A 16,428-nucleotide genomic window follows, 5' to 3' on the forward strand; every position below is an offset into this window, starting at 1 on the left:
CCTTCGCCATCAGCATTCGGCGCAGCAGTTGAGCGAGGATGACCGGGATGATGATGTAGAGGCTGACCGAAATAATCAGCGTATCCCACGGCACCGTAATGGCCGACAAACCGAGCAACAAGGCGACCAGCGGCGCGAAGGCCACGATCATGATGGCGTCGTTCAGCGCCACTTGCGATAACGTGAAATACGGATCGCCTTTGCAGAGCTGCGACCAGACGAACACCATGGCTGTGCAAGGGGCTGCGGCCAGCAGGATCAAGCCGGCAATGTAGCTGTCGAGTTGCTCCGCGGGAAGCCACGGCGCGAACACATGGCGGATGAAGATCCAGCCGAGCAACGCCATCGAGAACGGTTTGACGAGCCAGTTCACAAACAGCGTGACGCCTATTCCACGCCACTGGCTCTTGACCTGCGTCATCGCGGCAAAATCAATCTTGACCAGCATCGGAATGATCATCACCCAGATGAGCACGCCGACCGGGAGATTGACCTGTGCCACTTCCATGCGGCCGATCGCCTGAAAGAGCTCGGGAAGCACCTGCCCGAGCAGAATGCCGCCCACGATGCAAAGGGCGACCCAGACTGTCAGGTAGCGCGCGAAAAATCCGATCGCCGGTCGTGCGCCGGCAACCGCCGTGTCAGTGCTGCTCATCTGATTCCTCGGCAGGCCTTTCAGCAGCAGTTGGGAAGATCGCTCGCGGCACAGGTCGCGCCGGAACAGCAGTTCTCCGTCAGGAAGCCGATCAGGTCTGTCATCGCGTCAAAATTCGCGGTGTAGATGATGAAGCGGCTTTCTTGCCGTGGCTTCACCAGGTCTGCATGCGACAGATCCTTGAGGTGAAATGACAGGCTTGAAGGAGAGAGCCCCAGCTGCTTCGCGATTTCACCAGCAGCCATGCCGTCCGGCCCGGCGACGACCAGCAGGCGGAAGATCGCGAGACGCGATTCATGGGCGAGCGCGCTCAGGGCGCGTACAACGAGATTAGAGTCCATGCCCGGAACATATAGCATCTAATTCGACATTTCAAGTATTATCGAATTGAATTCATTGCGCAGGCCGGTGCCGGTCTAAGAGACCGGAAGTCAGACTATTTGAGCAACCGTAGTCGCGCGAAAACCTGCCATTCAGTTTCTGGGCCGGTACCGCGGATCTCACGGCATGTGTGCATGGTTGCGATCTGCGCATAGGGGTCGACTTGAGACCTTCATGGATCTGGCCCAAGCGGAGACGATTGATTTCCAAAAACAGAAAAGCCGCGCTCGAACTCCAGGCGCGGCATTTTTTCAATGAACCTTAACTGAACGGCATGACGGACCAGGCCAGAGTATTGCCGAGGATCACAGTCCACCCCGGGAACGAATTGTGCGCCTTGATTCCAGCGCTTGGCAGGTTTTGTATGGTTTGTCCGTTGACACGGTTATACACGGCGATACAAGGCGCGGCGGCACTTCAAATGCACTGGCCCGACTGATGCATTTGCGACTGTCGACCATTGAACTGAATGAGCACAATTGCAAGCGTTCGCCGGGTTGAAGGTGTGCAAAGTCACTTATCGGTCGACGTACTTTTAGCACGTTGATAACGCAAGCTCTCCAAAGGAAAAACGTCATGGACAAGAACCGGGTTGAAGGCGCAGTCAAGCAAGTGACCGGCTCCGTCAAGGAAGCGATCGGCAAGGTCACGGGCAACAAGATGACGCAAGCTGAAGGCGCCGCCGAGAAAATCGCGGGCAAGGTCCAGTCGAAGGTCGGCGAAGCAGCCGACGCCGTGCGCAACAGGTTCAAGAAGTAACTGGAAAATCCGCACGCTGAAAGCCGACCGGCTCCGGTCAGCTTTCAGCTTCAGGTTTAGCTGAGGAGCGTCATTGCAAACAAGCGTCGCGATTGTTTTTCGCCAGGACCCGTAGACGGGTTGTCAGGCTAAGCACCACTCGCCGCAGCGTCCGGCACATGTCTTGAAGCCAATCTCCCGGCAAGACCCATCGCGTCATAGATCAGCACGGCAAGCAATCCGACGATCACCCCTCCCTGCAGGATAAATGCCGTATTCGAGGTCTGCAGGCCGGCAATGATGACGTCTCCCAGCCCCTTCGCCGCCACGGTCGAACCAATGGTCGCAGTCCCCAGGTTGATCACCACAGACAGGCGCAGGCCCGCGAGTATCACCGGCAGCGCGAGCGGCAGTTCGACAGTGAGCAATTGCCGCGTCGCACTCATGCCCATGCCTCGCGCCGCGTCGATAGTCGCGGACGGAATCTCCTTCAGGCCCGTTATCGTGCTTTCAAAGATAGGCAGGAGACCGTAGAGAATCAATGCGACCAGGGTTGGCTTGACACCAAACCCGACCACCGGCACCGCAAGCGCGAGCACGACCACCGGCGGAAACGTCTGCCCGATATTCACCACGCTACGCGCGAGCGGCAGGAATTCCGCACCCGCCTCGCGCGTCACGAAAATCCCGGCAAGCAACGCAATCACCGCGCCCACCAGACTGGCGCCCGCCACGAGCGCGAGATGCGCAAGCGTGAGGTCCAGCAGGCTCGCCCGGTCATAGAGTACCGGCGCGCCGTTTTCAGCCAGCGGTGCAAGCAGCGGCTGGAACACGTGCGGCTTGAACAGCAGCGCAAGCAGCACGGCAAGCGCGAAGATGCGCGCTATCCAGGCGGCTGATTTCATGCGGACCTCTCGGCGCGCGCCAGGATGGATGCGAGCGAAATACGCCGCTGCACGGCACCGTCCGCCGATGCAACCGGCAAGCTCTGCGCGCCACGCCAAAGCAACTCGGACAGGGCGTCACGAAGGCTTTGCGTGCCGGCAATGGGGTTACCTTCGGCGGCACCGGCTTCGGCGATTTCACTGACAGGAATCAGCGACAGCAGCCGGAACGGCCTGTCGACGCCTGCCACCAAGCGCTCGACAAAACCCGGGGCGGGCCGCTGCAAGATCTCGGCAGGCGTAGCGGCCTGAAGCACACGGCCGCCGTCCATCACCACAATGCGGTCGCCCAGATGCAACGCCTCTTCCATGTCATGCGTAACGATCACGACCGTGATTCCCAGACGCCGCTGAAGCGCGAGCAAGTCTTCCTGTGCCTTGCCGCGAATGATGGGATCGAGTGCGCCGAACGGCTCGTCCATCAGCAGGATTGCAGGCTCCGCGGCCAGCGCCCGGGCCACGCCCACACGCTGCTGCTGACCGCCGGAAAGCTGATGAGGATACTTGTCGAGGTAGGCATCGGCGTCGAGATTGAAGAGCGCCAGCAACTCGCGCACACGCTCGTCGATCCTGGCCGCACTCCACCCCAGCAAGCGCGGAACGGTTGCGATATTGCGGGCCACCGTCCAATGCGGAAACAGGCCGTTACCCTGGATCACATAACCAATCCCGCGCCGCAGAACCTCGGCCGGCAACGTTGCTGTGTCGCGCCCGTCGATGCGGATGGTGCCGCTCGTGGGCGCGATCAGGCGGTTGATCATGCGCAACAGCGTGGACTTGCCGCTGCCGGACGTGCCGACAAACGCGGTGATGGTGCTGCGTTCGATAGTGAGCGAGACATCGTCAACAGCGACGATATCGCCGAAACGCCGGCTGATTTTTTCGATTTCGATCATACATGGCGTCCTTTAGTGACGACCGTTAGTGACGTCCGTTAGTGGCGTCTTTTAGCGAGTTCGGTGACGGCGTTGAACACGATTGCCGCGGCAAGACCGAGCGCGATGGTCGGCACGGCGCCGAGCAGCGCGAGATCAGTGGCTGCTTGTCCGAGACCCTGGAAAACAAAGGTGCCGAAACCGCCCCCGCCGATCAACGCAGCCACGGTCGCGAGCCCGATGTTCTGGACCAGCACGATGCGCACACCCGTCAGGATGACAGGCAACGCAAGCGGCAATTCGATCGCAAAGAGCCGCTGGCGCGGCGTCATGCCCATGGCCGCAGCCGCTTCAACACTCTCGTGCGGAAGCTGCGTAAAACCCACCACGACGCTTGCCGCGACCGGCAGCAGCGAATAGAGGAACAACGCAATTCCCGCAGGCGCAACACCAATGCCGCGAATGCCCAGCGAACCGAGCAGCGGGAACCGGGCGGCAAGTAGCGCTAGCGGAACCATCATCAACCCGTACATCGCGATACTCGGAATGGTCTGGACAATGTTGAGCACCGGCAACGTGACAGCACGCAACGCCGGCAACTTCGCACACGCTACGCCCAGCGGCACGCCGATCAGGACCGCCGCCGCAACCGACCCCGCGACGAGTTCAACGTGGCGGGCTGCTTCGAGCCAGAAGGTATCGGCGTGATTCGCGTACTCCTGCATGACCGACAGCCCGCTCCAGAGTCCGCTGCTCAGGATGGCGGCTGTCGCGGCCGCGGCCAGTGCAAGCGCGAGGAGATCCTGCACCGGCCCGAACGATAGCTTCGCGATAGCGTCGGTCACCAGCACCGAAAACGCGAAGAACAGGATCCAGAAACCACCGGCGGGCGACACCCGCGCCAACGGGTTGTCGGCGGTGACGAGATGCGCGGGCACAAGGCCGAGCAACACGCAAAGCGTCAGGAGCAGGATCACGCCGACCGCAAACCGAAGCGTCGGGCGGCTGCGCAGCAACGCGAACAGCGCCCCCGCGGCGAGCACCGCAAGAAACGCCCACGCCTGCCCGGCGGGGAAGATGTCGGTGAACCCGAGACCTTTGCCCGACACGATCCGGTTCGCCCGAAACGTCACGAACGGTTCGAACACCAGCGCGAACAAGGCCAGCGCAGCAATCAGCGAACCGACCTTGTCGATACGCAAGGCGCCCGCACCCTCCTGCGCAACGGCTGCGGCCGGTGTCTCATGGGTGCGTGCATCGTCCCGTGCGTCGGACCCGGTCCCGGCAATCATTTAACGAAGCCCTTGGATTTCAGATAGCTCGCCGCCACCGCTGCAGCCGGCTCGCCGTTGACCTGAATGCGGCCGTTCAACGTCTGAAGGGTCTTCAGGTCAAGACTGGCAAATACCGGCTTGAGGTAGCCGGCAATCTCCGGGTGCGCTTTCAGCACGCTCTCGCGGATCACCGGCGTGGGCGCGTAGACGGGTTGCACGTTCTTGTTGTCCTCCAGCACGACCAGGCCCGCGGCCGCTATGCCGCCGTCCGTGCCGTAGACCATGGCGGCGTTGACCTTGTCGGTTTGCTCGGCGGCCGCCTTGATCGTCGCCGCTGTATCCCCGCCCGAGAGCACGAGCAGTTGTTCAGGTTTCAGCTTGAACGCATAGGTCTTTTCGAACGACGGCAGCGCGGCAGCGGTATTGACGAACTCCGCCGATGCCGCGAGCTTGACCTGACCGCCCGCCGACACCCACTTGCCGAAGTCCTCGAACGTCTTGACCTTGTTGGCTTTCGCCACGGTTCCCAGCAGGGCTACGGCCCAGGTGTTGTTGGCCGGCGCCGGCGTCAGCCAGACGATCTTGTTGGCCGCGTAGTCGAGCTTGGAGGCTTCTTCATAGCCTTGGACCGCATTCTTCCAGAGCGGGTCGTCGGCCTTGTTGAAGAAGAACGCGGCGTTGCCGGTGTATTCCGGATAGATGTCGATTTCGCCGGTCGTGATGGCCTTGCGCACGATCGGCGTGGTCCCGAGGCCGATCTTGTCGGAGACCGCAATGCCATGCGACTTCAGCACCTGCGCAATCATGTTCCCCAGCAGATTGCCCTCCGTGTCGATCTTCGACGCCACGGTGACCGAGTCCGCGGCATAAGCAATGGAAGCGTTGGAAATGGTCAGGACGAGCGCCGCGGCGCCCCATGCCTTGATTGATTTTGCGATTCCCATGGGGATGATGACCTCAGTTGAACTGTCGTTTTTTAAAGGGAAGTGGTTTTTGGCCGCTCAAGCACGTCTCGACATTATCGACCAGGTAGCAGTGAATCGGCTGCAATAGCTGAGGAGAGTAACGGCACGGGAAACCATCACAAACCAAGAAATCCCGATTTGCAAATAGGTATCGATGGAAATACGACGGAAATGCGTTTTCGGCACAGAAAGTACGCGCCGTAAAGCAACCTGACGGCTGAATATGCGTTGTCCAAGAGGACATCAGTGTATGTGCTGGGCGTGTTCCAGAAAGCGGCCGGCGATGCACAGGTCGCCCAGATCGCGGGCTTCAATCCTTCAAGCAACTCTGATCGTTCTGATTGAGCGTCCGTGCGCTCGCGCTTAGGGCCCTTTTGAGCAACACGCGCGACGCGCCGGGCGGATATCTCCTATGACGTTTGAATGCCCGGCTGAACGCCAGCCCGGATTCGTATCCGAGCCTCTGCGCGACGACGGAAATCGTCTCGCTTCCCGCGCTTGGTCAGCTTGACCGGCGCGCAGCCATCCGCATGTGCCAGGCCGTGAGATATCCGACAGATGAGCGGCCACGCAACGCATTAGCGGGTAGCCAGGCGTGGGGCGGGACTCCCTTCCGCCTACCGCCCGCACCACGATTTCCGCGCGGTAATCCACTGGAACAACCACCTCTCAATTAATTGCCTTGCTAACTATCGTGTGTTTTAATGTGGTCATGTTCGATCACTGCCTTTACTTCAATTCCGCTGCCCTCGCCCGTCTTGTAGAGCGGGAGTGGACGGCCGCCTATGCAGAATTCGGGTTGACGCCGCCGCAGGGATTTGTGCTCCGGGTCGTGCTGGCTACGCCCGGTTGTCTCAGCAGTCAGGTGGCCGAGATCCTGGGCATAGCGCGCCCTACTGCAACCAGGCTTATCGACAGTCTCTGCGAAAAGCAATTAGTCGAACGCCGTCAAGCCAAGGAAGATGGCCGGGAGTGGGCAGTCCATGCAACGCCCGCCGGTCTGGCGCTCGATCGGCCAATCAACAATGCCAGCGCCAGGATTGCCCGGACCTTGCGCGCAAAGATCGGCCCGGAGTTGTTCGAGTCGGCTGTCACATCCATGCACGGCGTGAGGAAGGCGTTGGTGTAAGTCCAACGGCTTTTTTTAAAGGCAAATAGTTGTCTTGCTAATCATAATGGAGCTCATAAAATGGATAACGAGTTGCCGGGCATGGCCGTGGCTGAAAAGCATGTGGGGTGGAAAGGGTCGCAGGTGCGAGTCACCGGCGCCGCCATGGTCATCGTTGGACTAGCGGCGCTGCTGGTCGCACCTTCCTGCTCTGTCTCAAGCAGCCGCGCCAATAATGCACGTTGCCTTCAGGCGTTCGCAAACGACGAACACCGTTCCCTCGAAGCTTTTTTCCAGGATCCGGCATTGCAGGATTCACTTGTACAAGCGATCGATCACTGTTCACGTTGAACGTGAATCGATCGGCCTCTTTGGCGTGGACGCGGTGCCGCGTGCATCAGACCTGCTTTTCAGATGCTTTGCAAGTAGTCACGGTCTTCCGCAGGCAGCGACGAAAGCCAGCTTTGTTCAGAACCGGGTTCCGGTAGAACATGGCCGTATTCGACCATCTGTGCCGGAGGCAATTCAGACAGGTATGCCCAGACGTATCGTTTGGCGACGGACGTGGTTTTCGAAATCGCGTCGACAATGCCCTCGAGCAACTCCCGCTTGCGCTCAGCGCTGCGACCCGCGCGAATATGTCCGTGCACAAAAATTTGTTCCGAGCGAAGCGGATTTCCACCTATAAAGTGGTTGCCTTGCTGCACCTCGTTGAATATCACCTGCGCGAAGAAAGACTGAGCGCCGGTCGCCTGATTGTGAATCCGGGTAATCTCTTCCGCAATACGTTGTTTGGCATTGGCAGACAGGCGGCCGCTGGCCGCGGAAACAATATAGGTCGGCATATAGCCCCTCCTTGAGCAATAAAATCACGCTTTCGTTTTTTCATCCAATCTGTTGCATATACAACCACATTGCAGCAGATTGTTGGAAATAACGTACAGTTGCAGCTACAACTAGTTGAGTGAAGAAAATCCGGCTTGATAGTTGTATCTATATCTTATTGTTTGCGGCACTGATCAGATACACGTGTTTACCCGTCAGATCGAAACTGCCACGAGCGTCAACCCTCCCGCCCTACACCCTGAAGCGTTTCGAGCGCCTCCAACAGCCGTTTGCTAGCTGGTCCCTTCATGAACTTTCGAACCTCGCTCTCAACCTGCTTCTGCGCAACTTGCCAGTGAGGCTCCGCACGCCGGAGCATTTTCAAACCTTCCTTGCTCAGGGTGGCAACCTTGAAGCGGGCGTCTTCTTCGCTGCCAACCTTGACCCAGCCGGCATCGATCAGGACCTTGAGGTTTCTCGAGATAGTGGTCTTATCCAGGGCTGCTTCCACCGCGATCTCGGTGAAGGTCGCCGATCCAAGACGCTCAAGCGCACGGAGAAGCGAGAATTGCGTGATTTTTAATCCAATCGGTCGGAGCGCGTCGTCGTAGACGCTCGTCAAAGCGTTTGCCGAGCGACGGAATTGTGTGCAGTAGCAGTCCGTGAACATGACATTCCATAGTCGATTAGCAGCGAGGGAACCCAACGCCGTTGCTTTACCGCAATTAAGCACCCTCTTAGCACCGGTAGAACGTAGGCAGCGCAAAAATCAGATGCATATGCAACTGCTTGAGTATAGCTCGCATCTCGCTTAATGCGTCAATGCTGAATCGCGTGAGGTATCTTGTCTATCCGAACATGCGACGCGCAACCCGCCCGCTTTTTCGACAACGGGCGATGGCATCAATTCGGCTTCAACTGGGTCTTAAGCGCCGCTCAAGTTCTTTCATCCGGGATCGATCGGATCCCATAAGCGCGGATTGTTTGCGTCACGCTATGGCGTGCCGATACGCCGATCCGCCGCGCAGAGACACCCGTTCAGGCATTTACCAGGAACTCATCGCGGTTTTTGTCGGCGATCCAATGAGGAGCCCGGCCACGTCCGGACCAGGTCGCACCGCTCACTGCGTCACGATATTTTGGCGCTGCGGTTGTCGCGGCAACGGCGGCAGGCGCCTTGACTGGATTCTTGTGTCCCATCAGTTCAGCGAGCGAGATCTTGTATTCGCCCATCTTGGCGACTATTTCAGCGAGGACGATTTCGGCCTGGCGCTGTCGGGCGACGTTCAACTGGTCCTGAAGCGCTTCGCGTTGCGCCAGCAGTTCTTTAAGGGTGGGCATTTCCGTTTGCATGATAAAAATCGTTCTTTGAAGTTATATGAGTATTCAACAGCGTATTGCTCAACATGGGTTGGCGCAGAGGCAATCGCTTTTTAATGGCTGGTGCGCCGCGAGGCCTCAGGCAGTCTGTCCGCTTGGCGAACAGGCTACGCCTGCAAGACCGATGGCTGCCGAATTAGCGGCGTTCCGGTCTGCGACCTTCGTCAGAGTCTTCAGTAGCCGCGACGCCGTGACCGGCAGCATGCCGCATCAGTGGGCGATCAAAGAGGTGCTGCATGCGCGCGGAGGGGATTCCCCCGCGGGCCTCTTCTCTAAAACAGCGGCTAGTGTACGCGCATCGCGCCGGGACGCATCGGAACAATCACGTCGCGCGTCAATAAGATACAAATACCACACTCAGCCAAACCGGGCCAGACCTTGATATTAACGATATCTTACATAGATCATCAGACTTTAAATCTGGCGAAACAGTTATTCGCAGCAGATTCCGACTCGTTAAAGGAAGTGAATCGGTAAGCGCGCATTCCTTCGGCTTACCGAGTGTAACGCATCGCCGGATGTGGCTTCTCGAAAGAGTTGTCAATCATCCGCCCACCAATACACTGATAAGACAAATTTTTAGATAGTGCCGTTCGGTGCAGTCTCAATGCAGATGGTTAAGCGTGTTCTTGCAACGCCATATGCTCTGCTAGCCTGCACTATCTCGAGATATTCGCTGCGATACGCCATCACTTTGCGCCCCAATCTGCCGTGGTCAGCTTAGCAATGAAGAAGTCGGCCAGGGCGCTAACCTTTGCCGGCCGTGCGCGGGCAGTGGGCGTGACGAAATAAAGGCCGCCTTCGGGCAAGCGCCAGTCAGTCAAAATCGGTTCAAGCTGATTGTCGGAAAAGTACTGCGACGCAACAAATTCAGGGAGTTCAGTGATGGCAAGTCCCGCGAGGACCGTGGGCAGCAGAGCTTCCACGCTCGTTCCTCGCAACGCCCCGGTTGGTGTAACCGCGCATTCCTCGCCACTTTTGCGGGTAAAGCGCCAAACGTCGCGCTTACTCCTGTTCGTGTAGGTAAGACACGGATGGGCGCCCAGATCTTGTGGGTGCTGCGGACGACCATAGCGAGCCAGGTAGGCGGGGGATGCGACGACAAACCGGCGCACGTGTGCAATGTGACGCGCGACGAGAGATGAGTCTTCCATGATGGCGATGCGCAGGGCGGCATCGAAGCCTTCCCCGATCAGATCGGCATGGACATCCGTGAGATGAAGATCCACGGAAATATCCGGGTAGGTCCGGAAAAATTCCGGCAGCAGCGGGGCAACCCACCGAGCGCCAAACGTGAGCGGCGCAGCGAGCTTGACGAGACCACGCGGCCGGCTTGAGGTCTCACGGGCGAAATCCTCTGTCTCCTCGGCGTCGGCATAGATTTTCGCCGCTCGTTCGGCGAGTGTGTGGCCATAGTCCGTGAGTGCAAGTCGTCGGGATGTACGGTTGAACAGTCGGCCTCCCAGCCGCTCTTCCAGCCGGGTAACGGCCCGGGAGACCGTGGCGACCGAGACACCCATGGCCGTGGCCGCCGCAGCGAACGAACCTTCTTCGGCGACCTTCGCGAACATCGCGAGCCCTTCGAAATCGGGGAGCTTTGACATCGACAATTCTGCAACGATGGTTTTCATTCATTTCTATTTCGAAAAATAGCATGCCGCCGTAGATTTGTCTCACCCCGCAGCTGTGCATGGGACCCAGACTCGAAGGAAAAAATACGCCAATGATTGAAGTTCTCGCATTCCCCACGCCCAACAGCGTCAAAGTCCCGATTGCATTGGAAGAGATGGAGCTCGACTATCGGCTCGTTCCCGTCAACCTGCGCCAGGGCGAGCAGAAGACCGACGCCTTCAAGGCGATGAATCCCAACGCGAAAATCCCCGTTCTCATCGACCGTTCCGTTCTCGGAGACGGTGATGTGGTCCTCAGCGAATCCGCCGCAATCCTGGTCTACCTTGCTGAGAAGACGGGACAACTTCTTCCGAAGAATGGCCCTCACCGGGGCAAGGTCTTCGAGCAACTCTTCTTCCACGCGTCCGGCCTTAGCCCGGCGTTCCTCCAGGCATTTCTGGTCGCGATTCAGTCGTTGCCCCAACCCGAGGCCCAAGCGCGCGCTATCGGAGGTTGACCGGACGCTGGGCGTGCTCAATCACGGCCTTGAGTATCAACAGTACGTTGCAGGTGACGCCTACAGTATTGCGGACATCGCCCATTTCGGGTGGGTGTGGCGCCATCAGACGGTCGGCGCAACCCTCGACAAGTTCCCATTCGTCGCTCGATGGTACGCCGACATCTCCGCTCGACCCGCGGTCGCCAGAGGCATCGCAAAGACCGTGGCACTTGCTCAGTAATCCCTAGCATCGATTTCCAGTGGTAGACATTTGAGAGACAACTACTTGCCTTAAGGAGGCAGCCAATGTCCAACAGTATTCCGATCCTGCTGAGACGCAATCTCGACGTCTTCGGTGAGAACGATCCCGTGCGCCGGCGCGCGCTCATCGACGAAATTTTCACCGAGGATTGCGTGTTCCATGACCCCAACACCGGCACCCACCGCGGCCGCGACGAGATCGATCGGATCGCGGGCGTGATCAAGGCGACTCACCCTGACTTCCAGTACCAGCCAATCGCCGAGCCCGATCTGTCGGGCGATGGCGGACGGATCCGGTGGGTATCCGGCCGTCCGGGTGAGGCTCCGGCTTACGCTGGAACTGACTTCATCGTTGCCCGGGAAGGTCGCATAGCCGCCGTTTATCTCTTCTTCGACACACTGCCCTAAGCGAGGCGCCAGTCAACGCCGATAGCGGCACAAGGCAAAGAATGGCGTCGAATTGCTCCTGCATTACATGAGAGCGCCAGGGTCCACACGAGTCTCTGACGTTGACGACGGTCCCGCGGCTCTCGATGAGCGCTTGCAACGGCCCCTGCATCATCGCGACGTGGCCGAAGAGGTGAACCGCTTTTGAGAAACCTGAAAAGCCGCTTCGGGTGAATTCAGCCGATCAAACCTTTGTGGGTGTCAAGACTTGAGCAGTTGAAAGTCAGATATCCTCGCCGGGATTGCTGCTATACCTACGGGAAACGCGCTTTAATGCGATCTGCAATGGTGCGGGGAAATTGATAGCCGCACAGAGGGGCTGGCGGGCTCGCCCGAAGTGGCCACGCGCAGGGTTCGACAGAGGCGGACGATTAAAGCCGGTGCGTCGTTCTCGATTTTTTCGACGCCGCGTGTCCGTCAGCATGCGGCCCGCGCGTCATTGTGATGGCGGCCCGATGTAATTCACCCGCCTTAACCCCATGACGGAGGCTCATATGCAATACCTATTGATGATCTATTCGGAAGAAAACGGCTGGAACCAGATGACCGACAGCGAGCGGCAGCAAGGGGTTGCCGCCTACCAGGCGTACACCGAATCGTTGAAAAAAGCCGAGGTGCTGGTGGGCGCCAACCGGCTGCAGCACACGAGCACGGCCACCACGGTGCGGCTCGTCGACGGCAAGCCGCAGGTGCTTGACGGACCGTATTCCGATTCGAAAGAGCAGCTCGCCGGCTACTACCTGATCGACGTGCCCAACCTGGACGCGGCCATCGCGTGGGCGTCGCGTTGTCCCGGCGCGGCGCACGGCCTCATGGAAGTGCGCCCGGCCTGGACTGCCCCGTACGACGCGCCATCTGCTGCATGAGTCCGTCCGGCGGCGGCCCTGACGCTGGCGCCGCCGCGCATTCGATCGCCGAGGTGGTCGCGCGCCGCAGTTATGGCAAGCTCGTCGCGCTGCTGGCGATGCGCACGCGCGACGTCGCGGCGGCCGAGGACGCGCTGGCCGACGCGTTCGCGGCCGCGCTCGCGGACTGGCCGAAGCGAGGCTGCCCCGCGAATCCCGAAGCGTGGCTGATGACGGTTGCGCGCCGCCGGGCGCTCGATGGCGTGCGTCATCGCCGTGTCGGCGACGAAGTGGTGAACCAGCTCGCGATCCTCGCCGACGAGATCGACGAGCATGAAGCAGGCCTGTTGCCCGACCGGCGGCTCGCGCTACTGTTCGCGTGCACGCACCCTGCCCTCGAGGCCGCGATTCGCACGCCGCTGATGCTGCAGGTGGTGCTGGGGCTCGAAGCGAAGACGATTGCGTCCGCGTTCCTGATGTCGCCGGCCGCGATGAGCAAGCGCCTCGTGCGGGCGAAGAACAAGATCCGCGAAGCGGGTATCCCGTTCAGCGTCCCCGAGCGCGAGGAGTTGCCCGGCCGGCTCGCTGCGGTGCTGGAAACGGTCTATGCGGCGTATGCGGAAGGGTGGACCGATCCGGTCGGCGGCGATACCGAGCGGCGCGATCTCGCCGGCGAGGCGCTGTTTCTTGCGCACCTGCTCGTCGAACTCCTGCCCGAGGAGCCAGAGACGCTGGGGCTGCTCGCGCTGATGCTGTATGCGCAGGCGCGGCGCGATGCACGGCGCGATGCGGCCGGCGACTACGTGCCACTGTCGGCTCAGGATCCGGCGACATGGGATGCGCCGATGATCGACGCAGCCAGCGCACTGCTGCGGCGCGCGAGCGCATTCAACGCAATCGGACGCTTTCAGCTCGAGGCCGCTTTGCAGTCGGCGCACGTCTACCGCTGCCGGACGCATCGCCCGAACTGGAACGAGATCGTGCAACTTTATGATGCGCTGCTCGCGATTGCAGCGTCGCCGGTGGTTGCGGTGAACCGCGCGCTCGCGCTGGCGGAACGGGATGGCCCGCAGGCGGCGCTCGACGCGCTCGAGCCGTACGCGGACGATCCGCGGCTGGTCGACTACCAGCCGTACTGGGCCGCGCGTGCCAATCTGCTCGCGCGTGCCGGCGCGACGGCCGAAGCGCTCGGCGCGTACGATCTCGCGATCGGACTCGAGCGCGATCCGGCCGTGCGCCGGTTCCTGCAGTGCAAGCGCGGCGAGCTGTTATCGGCGAAAAGTTAGATTGGCCGTTGCGTTTGCCGCGCGAGGTTGCAAGCCCCGCGCTGACACGGCTCAGACCCCGCGCCACGCTACGCGGCGCGGCGCAATCAGGCGGTAACGCTAGAATTGCGGCTTTATCCCGGAATACGCCAATGTCTTTTGCCTCGCTTGGCCTGATTGATCCCTTGCTGCGTAATGTGCAGGACCTCAATTACCAGACACCTACGCCGGTGCAGGCCAAGGCGATCCCTGCTGTGCTCAGTGGCCGGGACGTCATGGCTGCGGCACAGACCGGCACTGGCAAAACGGCGGGTTTTGCGTTGCCGCTGTTGCAACGGCTGGTGGAGCACGGCCCGGCGGTGTCCAGCAACCGCGCGCGTGTTCTGGTGCTGGTGCCCACGCGTGAACTGGCCGAACAAGTGCTGCAAAGCTTTATCGATTACGGCAAAGGCCTCGACTTACGATTTCTGGCCGCCTACGGCGGTGTGAGTATCAACCCGCAGATGATGACGTTGCGCAAAGGCGTGGATGTGCTCGTTGCCACGCCGGGCCGTTTGCTGGATCTCAATCGCCAGAACGCGGTGCAGTTCGATCAAGTGCAAACGCTGGTACTGGATGAAGCCGACCGCATGCTGGATCTGGGCTTTGCGCGCGAACTCAACGCCGTCTTTGCTGCGTTGCCCGCTCAGCGCCAGACCCTGCTGTTCTCTGCTACGTTTACCGATGATATCCGCGCCATGGCGGCGGCCATTCTCCGCGGCCCGGTCAACATCAGCGTCGGCGCGGCCAATGCCACGGCCAGCAAGATCAAGCAGTGGGTGGTGCCGGTGGATAAAAAGAACAAGCCTGACCTCTTCATGCACCTTGTGGCTCAGAACAACTGGGAGCACGCGCTGGTGTTCGTCAAAACCCGCAACGGCGTGGATTACCTGGCGGCCATGCTGGATGAAGCGGGCTATGCGGTCGACACCATCCACGGCGACAAACCGCAACCCGCGCGCCTGCGTGCGCTGGAGCGCTTCAAGACGGGCGAAGTACATATGCTGGTAGCCACCGATGTGGCTGCGCGCGGGCTGGATATCGACGACCTGCCGCTGGTGATCAACGTTGATCTGCCGATCGTGGCGCAAGACTATGTGCACCGTATTGGCCGTACCGGCCGCGCGGGCGCCAGCGGCGTGGCGGTATCCCTCGTGTGTGCCGATGAAGCGCCGCAACTGGCCGCGATTGAAGCGCTGATCCGGCAAACGCTGCCCCGTGAAGAAGAGGCGGGTTTCGAAGCCGAACACCGCGTGCCGCAAACTAGCGCGACGGGACAGATCATCAAGAAACCCAAAAAGCCTAAGAAGCCGAAAATGCCGAAAATACCACCGGCTGCGCCGGGCGCCATGCAGGTGCTCAGCAAAAAACTGCGCTCGCAAAGTGGCGAAAACAATCGCAAGCCTGCGGTTCAGCGCGCTGCGGCCGAGGGTAAAGGCACAAGCTTCGTAAGCGCAAACCCATTCAGCGTGCAAAAGCCACGCAGCAAACCCGCCAGCAAGCCAGTTGCGGGTTCACGTACGCCGGCTGGCAAACCCGATGGTGGCCGCGGCAAACGCCAACCCTGATGTGAGGGGATGAGTAACGCCAGCCCTGGAACCGACTGGCGGTTTGCGGCCCGCTGCCGGGCAGCGGCACGGCTTCGACGTGCATCAGGTCGGCGCGTAACGGTGCACTGGATCCAGGATCGATAACAACTTCGGGGCAGAAGGGACGTTGAAATCGTGCGTAGCGAGCGTCCGATCGAGGTCGTGTCTGGCGAATGTGTCCGCTTCTCACACGAACCGAGCCGACCGCGTCAGACAAAAACCAGCCGGGAACTGACATTCGACCCTGCGGCCCGAATCATTGACAATGCGTACAAAGTATTCGTCCATCGCAGGAGTAAACGAAATGCTTGTCTATATTTTTCGGGGACCCGGTCGTGTGTTCGGCGTTACGGCAGACGCCACGGGGGTGAATCTGCCGGCAAGGTTCGCGCCTTGGGTTTCATTTAAGTCAGTGGAGCTAAGCCGGGACAGACCGAACCCGGGCGTTGACCCGGGAGAGTGTCTCGATGACATCGAGAAGCATGGGTTCCATATCACCGATGCCCACGTTCGGATTACGGACCAAGTAGTTTGATGCCGTCTTGTGCCTTTCCAGAGGCGTCGTGCGCGTGGGCAAATGCGTCAAGGAAAGGCATGAACCCTGATTGACGAATGGCTGCTATCGGACAGATTCAACGCCCGCTCCGGGTCCGGCTACACCCGACCGCGCAGAGCGGTAGTCCACCACAAAACGACGTCCCACGCAGCTATCAAACATGCGCACGCA

At 60.1% G+C, this 16,428-nt stretch carries 19 protein-coding genes and 1 pseudogene; 10 read left to right on the top strand and 10 right to left on the bottom strand.

Going from position 1 to position 16,428, the window contains the following annotated elements; translation table 11 throughout:
- A partial coding sequence (locus AWB69_RS36135; protein ID WP_197500395.1) for an arsenic resistance protein occupies nucleotides 1–655 on the bottom strand: 655 nt, incomplete at its 3' end.
- A 20-nt stretch (nucleotides 656–675) separates the two neighbouring features.
- Nucleotides 676–996 (bottom strand): ArsR/SmtB family transcription factor, encoded by a 321-nt coding sequence (locus tag AWB69_RS36140; RefSeq protein WP_062091628.1) that lies wholly within the window; start codon nucleotides 994–996, stop codon nucleotides 676–678.
- A gap of 616 nt (nucleotides 997–1,612) precedes the next feature.
- Here AWB69_RS36140 and AWB69_RS36145 point away from each other — a divergent pair.
- Nucleotides 1,613–1,795 (top strand): CsbD family protein, encoded by a 183-nt coding sequence (locus AWB69_RS36145; protein WP_062091589.1) that lies wholly within the window; start codon nucleotides 1,613–1,615, stop codon nucleotides 1,793–1,795.
- A gap of 128 nt (nucleotides 1,796–1,923) precedes the next feature.
- Here AWB69_RS36145 and AWB69_RS36150 read toward each other — a convergent pair whose 3' ends face one another.
- Genes AWB69_RS36150 through osmF form a run of 4 tightly spaced genes read right to left on the bottom strand, consistent with a single transcriptional unit; the run spans nucleotide 1,924 to nucleotide 5,811 of the window.
- Complete coding sequence (locus AWB69_RS36150; RefSeq protein WP_082913746.1) at nucleotides 1,924–2,679, bottom strand: ABC transporter permease; 756 nt, start codon at nucleotides 2,677–2,679, stop codon at nucleotides 1,924–1,926.
- Nucleotides 2,676–3,614 (bottom strand): ABC transporter ATP-binding protein, encoded by a 939-nt coding sequence (locus AWB69_RS36155; protein ID WP_062091590.1) that lies wholly within the window; start codon nucleotides 3,612–3,614, stop codon nucleotides 2,676–2,678. The genes AWB69_RS36150 and AWB69_RS36155 overlap by 4 nt, the downstream gene beginning before the upstream one ends.
- A 38-nt stretch (nucleotides 3,615–3,652) precedes the next feature.
- Nucleotides 3,653–4,885, bottom strand: coding sequence for an ABC transporter permease (locus AWB69_RS36160; RefSeq protein ID WP_082913747.1), 1,233 nt, complete (start codon nucleotides 4,883–4,885; stop codon nucleotides 3,653–3,655).
- Nucleotides 4,882–5,811 (bottom strand): glycine betaine ABC transporter substrate-binding protein OsmF, encoded by a 930-nt coding sequence (gene osmF / locus AWB69_RS36165; protein ID WP_062091591.1) that lies wholly within the window; start codon nucleotides 5,809–5,811, stop codon nucleotides 4,882–4,884. The genes AWB69_RS36160 and osmF overlap by 4 nt, the downstream gene beginning before the upstream one ends.
- A 228-nt stretch (nucleotides 5,812–6,039) precedes the next feature.
- On the opposite strand from osmF, the pseudogene AWB69_RS49845 reads away from it, so the two are divergent.
- From AWB69_RS49845 to AWB69_RS36175, 3 genes and pseudogenes are all read left to right on the top strand, one after another.
- Nucleotides 6,040–6,177: pseudogene (locus tag AWB69_RS49845) on the top strand (porin); the annotation flags it as partial.
- 367 nt (nucleotides 6,178–6,544) lie between these two features.
- On the top strand, nucleotides 6,545–6,961 hold the full coding sequence (locus AWB69_RS36170) for a MarR family winged helix-turn-helix transcriptional regulator (protein WP_062091631.1): 417 nt from the start codon (nucleotides 6,545–6,547) through the stop codon (nucleotides 6,959–6,961).
- A gap of 60 nt (nucleotides 6,962–7,021) precedes the next feature.
- Nucleotides 7,022–7,291 (top strand): hypothetical protein, encoded by a 270-nt coding sequence (locus tag AWB69_RS36175; protein ID WP_062091592.1) that lies wholly within the window; start codon nucleotides 7,022–7,024, stop codon nucleotides 7,289–7,291.
- 59 nt (nucleotides 7,292–7,350) lie between these two features.
- On the opposite strand, the gene AWB69_RS36180 is transcribed toward AWB69_RS36175, so the two are convergent.
- The 4 genes from AWB69_RS36180 to AWB69_RS36195 all read right to left on the bottom strand — a co-directional run bounded on the left by AWB69_RS36180 (nucleotide 7,351) and on the right by AWB69_RS36195 (nucleotide 10,749).
- A complete protein-coding gene (locus AWB69_RS36180) occupies nucleotides 7,351–7,785 on the bottom strand; it encodes a tautomerase family protein (RefSeq protein WP_062091593.1) in 435 nt (144 codons plus the stop codon).
- Between the two features lie 218 nt (nucleotides 7,786–8,003).
- A complete protein-coding gene (locus AWB69_RS36185) occupies nucleotides 8,004–8,387 on the bottom strand; it encodes a MarR family winged helix-turn-helix transcriptional regulator (RefSeq protein ID WP_231937344.1) in 384 nt (127 codons plus the stop codon).
- 416 nt (nucleotides 8,388–8,803) lie between these two features.
- Complete coding sequence (locus tag AWB69_RS36190; RefSeq protein WP_062091632.1) at nucleotides 8,804–9,106, bottom strand: H-NS histone family protein; 303 nt, start codon at nucleotides 9,104–9,106, stop codon at nucleotides 8,804–8,806.
- Between the two features lie 728 nt (nucleotides 9,107–9,834).
- On the bottom strand, nucleotides 9,835–10,749 hold the full coding sequence (locus tag AWB69_RS36195; RefSeq protein WP_062091633.1) for a LysR family transcriptional regulator: 915 nt from the start codon (nucleotides 10,747–10,749) through the stop codon (nucleotides 9,835–9,837).
- 119 nt (nucleotides 10,750–10,868) lie between these two features.
- On the opposite strand from AWB69_RS36195, the gene AWB69_RS49850 reads away from it, so the two are divergent.
- The 6 genes from AWB69_RS49850 (at nucleotide 10,869) to AWB69_RS36220 (ending at nucleotide 15,680) form a co-directional block, all read left to right on the top strand.
- The gene (locus AWB69_RS49850; protein WP_231937345.1) at nucleotides 10,869–11,273 is read left to right on the top strand and encodes a glutathione S-transferase family protein; all 405 of its coding nucleotides are present in this window, start codon (nucleotides 10,869–10,871) and stop codon (nucleotides 11,271–11,273) included.
- 13 nt (nucleotides 11,274–11,286) lie between these two features.
- Nucleotides 11,287–11,496, top strand: a complete 210-nt coding sequence (locus AWB69_RS49855) for a glutathione binding-like protein (protein ID WP_231937346.1) — start codon at nucleotides 11,287–11,289, stop codon at nucleotides 11,494–11,496.
- A gap of 65 nt (nucleotides 11,497–11,561) precedes the next feature.
- Nucleotides 11,562–11,924 (top strand): nuclear transport factor 2 family protein, encoded by a 363-nt coding sequence (locus AWB69_RS36205; RefSeq protein WP_062091595.1) that lies wholly within the window; start codon nucleotides 11,562–11,564, stop codon nucleotides 11,922–11,924.
- Nucleotides 11,925–12,457: 533 nt separating this feature from the next.
- Nucleotides 12,458–12,829: a YciI family protein gene (locus AWB69_RS36210; RefSeq protein WP_062091596.1), complete on the top strand. Its 372-nt coding sequence runs from the start codon at nucleotides 12,458–12,460 to the stop codon at nucleotides 12,827–12,829.
- On the top strand, nucleotides 12,826–14,094 hold the full coding sequence (locus AWB69_RS36215; RefSeq protein ID WP_062091597.1) for an RNA polymerase sigma factor: 1,269 nt from the start codon (nucleotides 12,826–12,828) through the stop codon (nucleotides 14,092–14,094). Before AWB69_RS36210 ends, AWB69_RS36215 begins: the two co-directional genes overlap by 4 nt.
- A 131-nt stretch (nucleotides 14,095–14,225) precedes the next feature.
- On the top strand, nucleotides 14,226–15,680 hold the full coding sequence (locus AWB69_RS36220; protein WP_062091598.1) for a DEAD/DEAH box helicase: 1,455 nt from the start codon (nucleotides 14,226–14,228) through the stop codon (nucleotides 15,678–15,680).
- The last annotated feature ends 748 nt before the right edge of the window (nucleotides 15,681–16,428 follow it).

Source organism: Caballeronia udeis, assembly GCF_001544555.2.
In the GTDB taxonomy this organism is placed as follows: Bacteria; Pseudomonadota; Gammaproteobacteria; order Burkholderiales; family Burkholderiaceae; genus Caballeronia; species Caballeronia udeis.

Excerpts from the sequence above, each read along its gene's own strand:
- AWB69_RS36190 (WP_062091632.1), bottom strand. The coding sequence starts at position 9,106 with ATGCCCACCCTTAAAGAACTGCTGGCGCAACGCGAAGCGCTTCAGGAC.
- AWB69_RS36205 (WP_062091595.1), top strand. The coding sequence starts at position 11,562 with ATGTCCAACAGTATTCCGATCCTGCTGAGACGCAATCTCGACGTCTTC.
- AWB69_RS36175 (WP_062091592.1), top strand. The coding sequence starts at position 7,022 with ATGGATAACGAGTTGCCGGGCATGGCCGTGGCTGAAAAGCATGTGGGG.
- AWB69_RS36180 (WP_062091593.1), bottom strand. The coding sequence starts at position 7,785 with ATGCCGACCTATATTGTTTCCGCGGCCAGCGGCCGCCTGTCTGCCAAT.
- AWB69_RS36155 (WP_062091590.1), bottom strand. The coding sequence starts at position 3,614 with ATGATCGAAATCGAAAAAATCAGCCGGCGTTTCGGCGATATCGTCGCT.
- AWB69_RS36150 (WP_082913746.1), bottom strand. The coding sequence starts at position 2,679 with ATGAAATCAGCCGCCTGGATAGCGCGCATCTTCGCGCTTGCCGTGCTG.
- AWB69_RS36220 (WP_062091598.1), top strand. The coding sequence starts at position 14,226 with ATGTCTTTTGCCTCGCTTGGCCTGATTGATCCCTTGCTGCGTAATGTG.
- AWB69_RS36160 (WP_082913747.1), bottom strand. The coding sequence starts at position 4,885 with ATGATTGCCGGGACCGGGTCCGACGCACGGGACGATGCACGCACCCAT.
- AWB69_RS36145 (WP_062091589.1), top strand. The coding sequence starts at position 1,613 with ATGGACAAGAACCGGGTTGAAGGCGCAGTCAAGCAAGTGACCGGCTCC.
- AWB69_RS36195 (WP_062091633.1), bottom strand. The coding sequence starts at position 10,749 with ATGTCAAAGCTCCCCGATTTCGAAGGGCTCGCGATGTTCGCGAAGGTC.
- AWB69_RS49850 (WP_231937345.1), top strand. The coding sequence starts at position 10,869 with ATGATTGAAGTTCTCGCATTCCCCACGCCCAACAGCGTCAAAGTCCCG.
- AWB69_RS36210 (WP_062091596.1), top strand. The coding sequence starts at position 12,458 with ATGCAATACCTATTGATGATCTATTCGGAAGAAAACGGCTGGAACCAG.
- AWB69_RS36215 (WP_062091597.1), top strand. The coding sequence starts at position 12,826 with ATGAGTCCGTCCGGCGGCGGCCCTGACGCTGGCGCCGCCGCGCATTCG.
- AWB69_RS36140 (WP_062091628.1), bottom strand. The coding sequence starts at position 996 with ATGGACTCTAATCTCGTTGTACGCGCCCTGAGCGCGCTCGCCCATGAA.
- AWB69_RS36170 (WP_062091631.1), top strand. The coding sequence starts at position 6,545 with ATGTTCGATCACTGCCTTTACTTCAATTCCGCTGCCCTCGCCCGTCTT.
- osmF (WP_062091591.1), bottom strand. The coding sequence starts at position 5,811 with ATGGGAATCGCAAAATCAATCAAGGCATGGGGCGCCGCGGCGCTCGTC.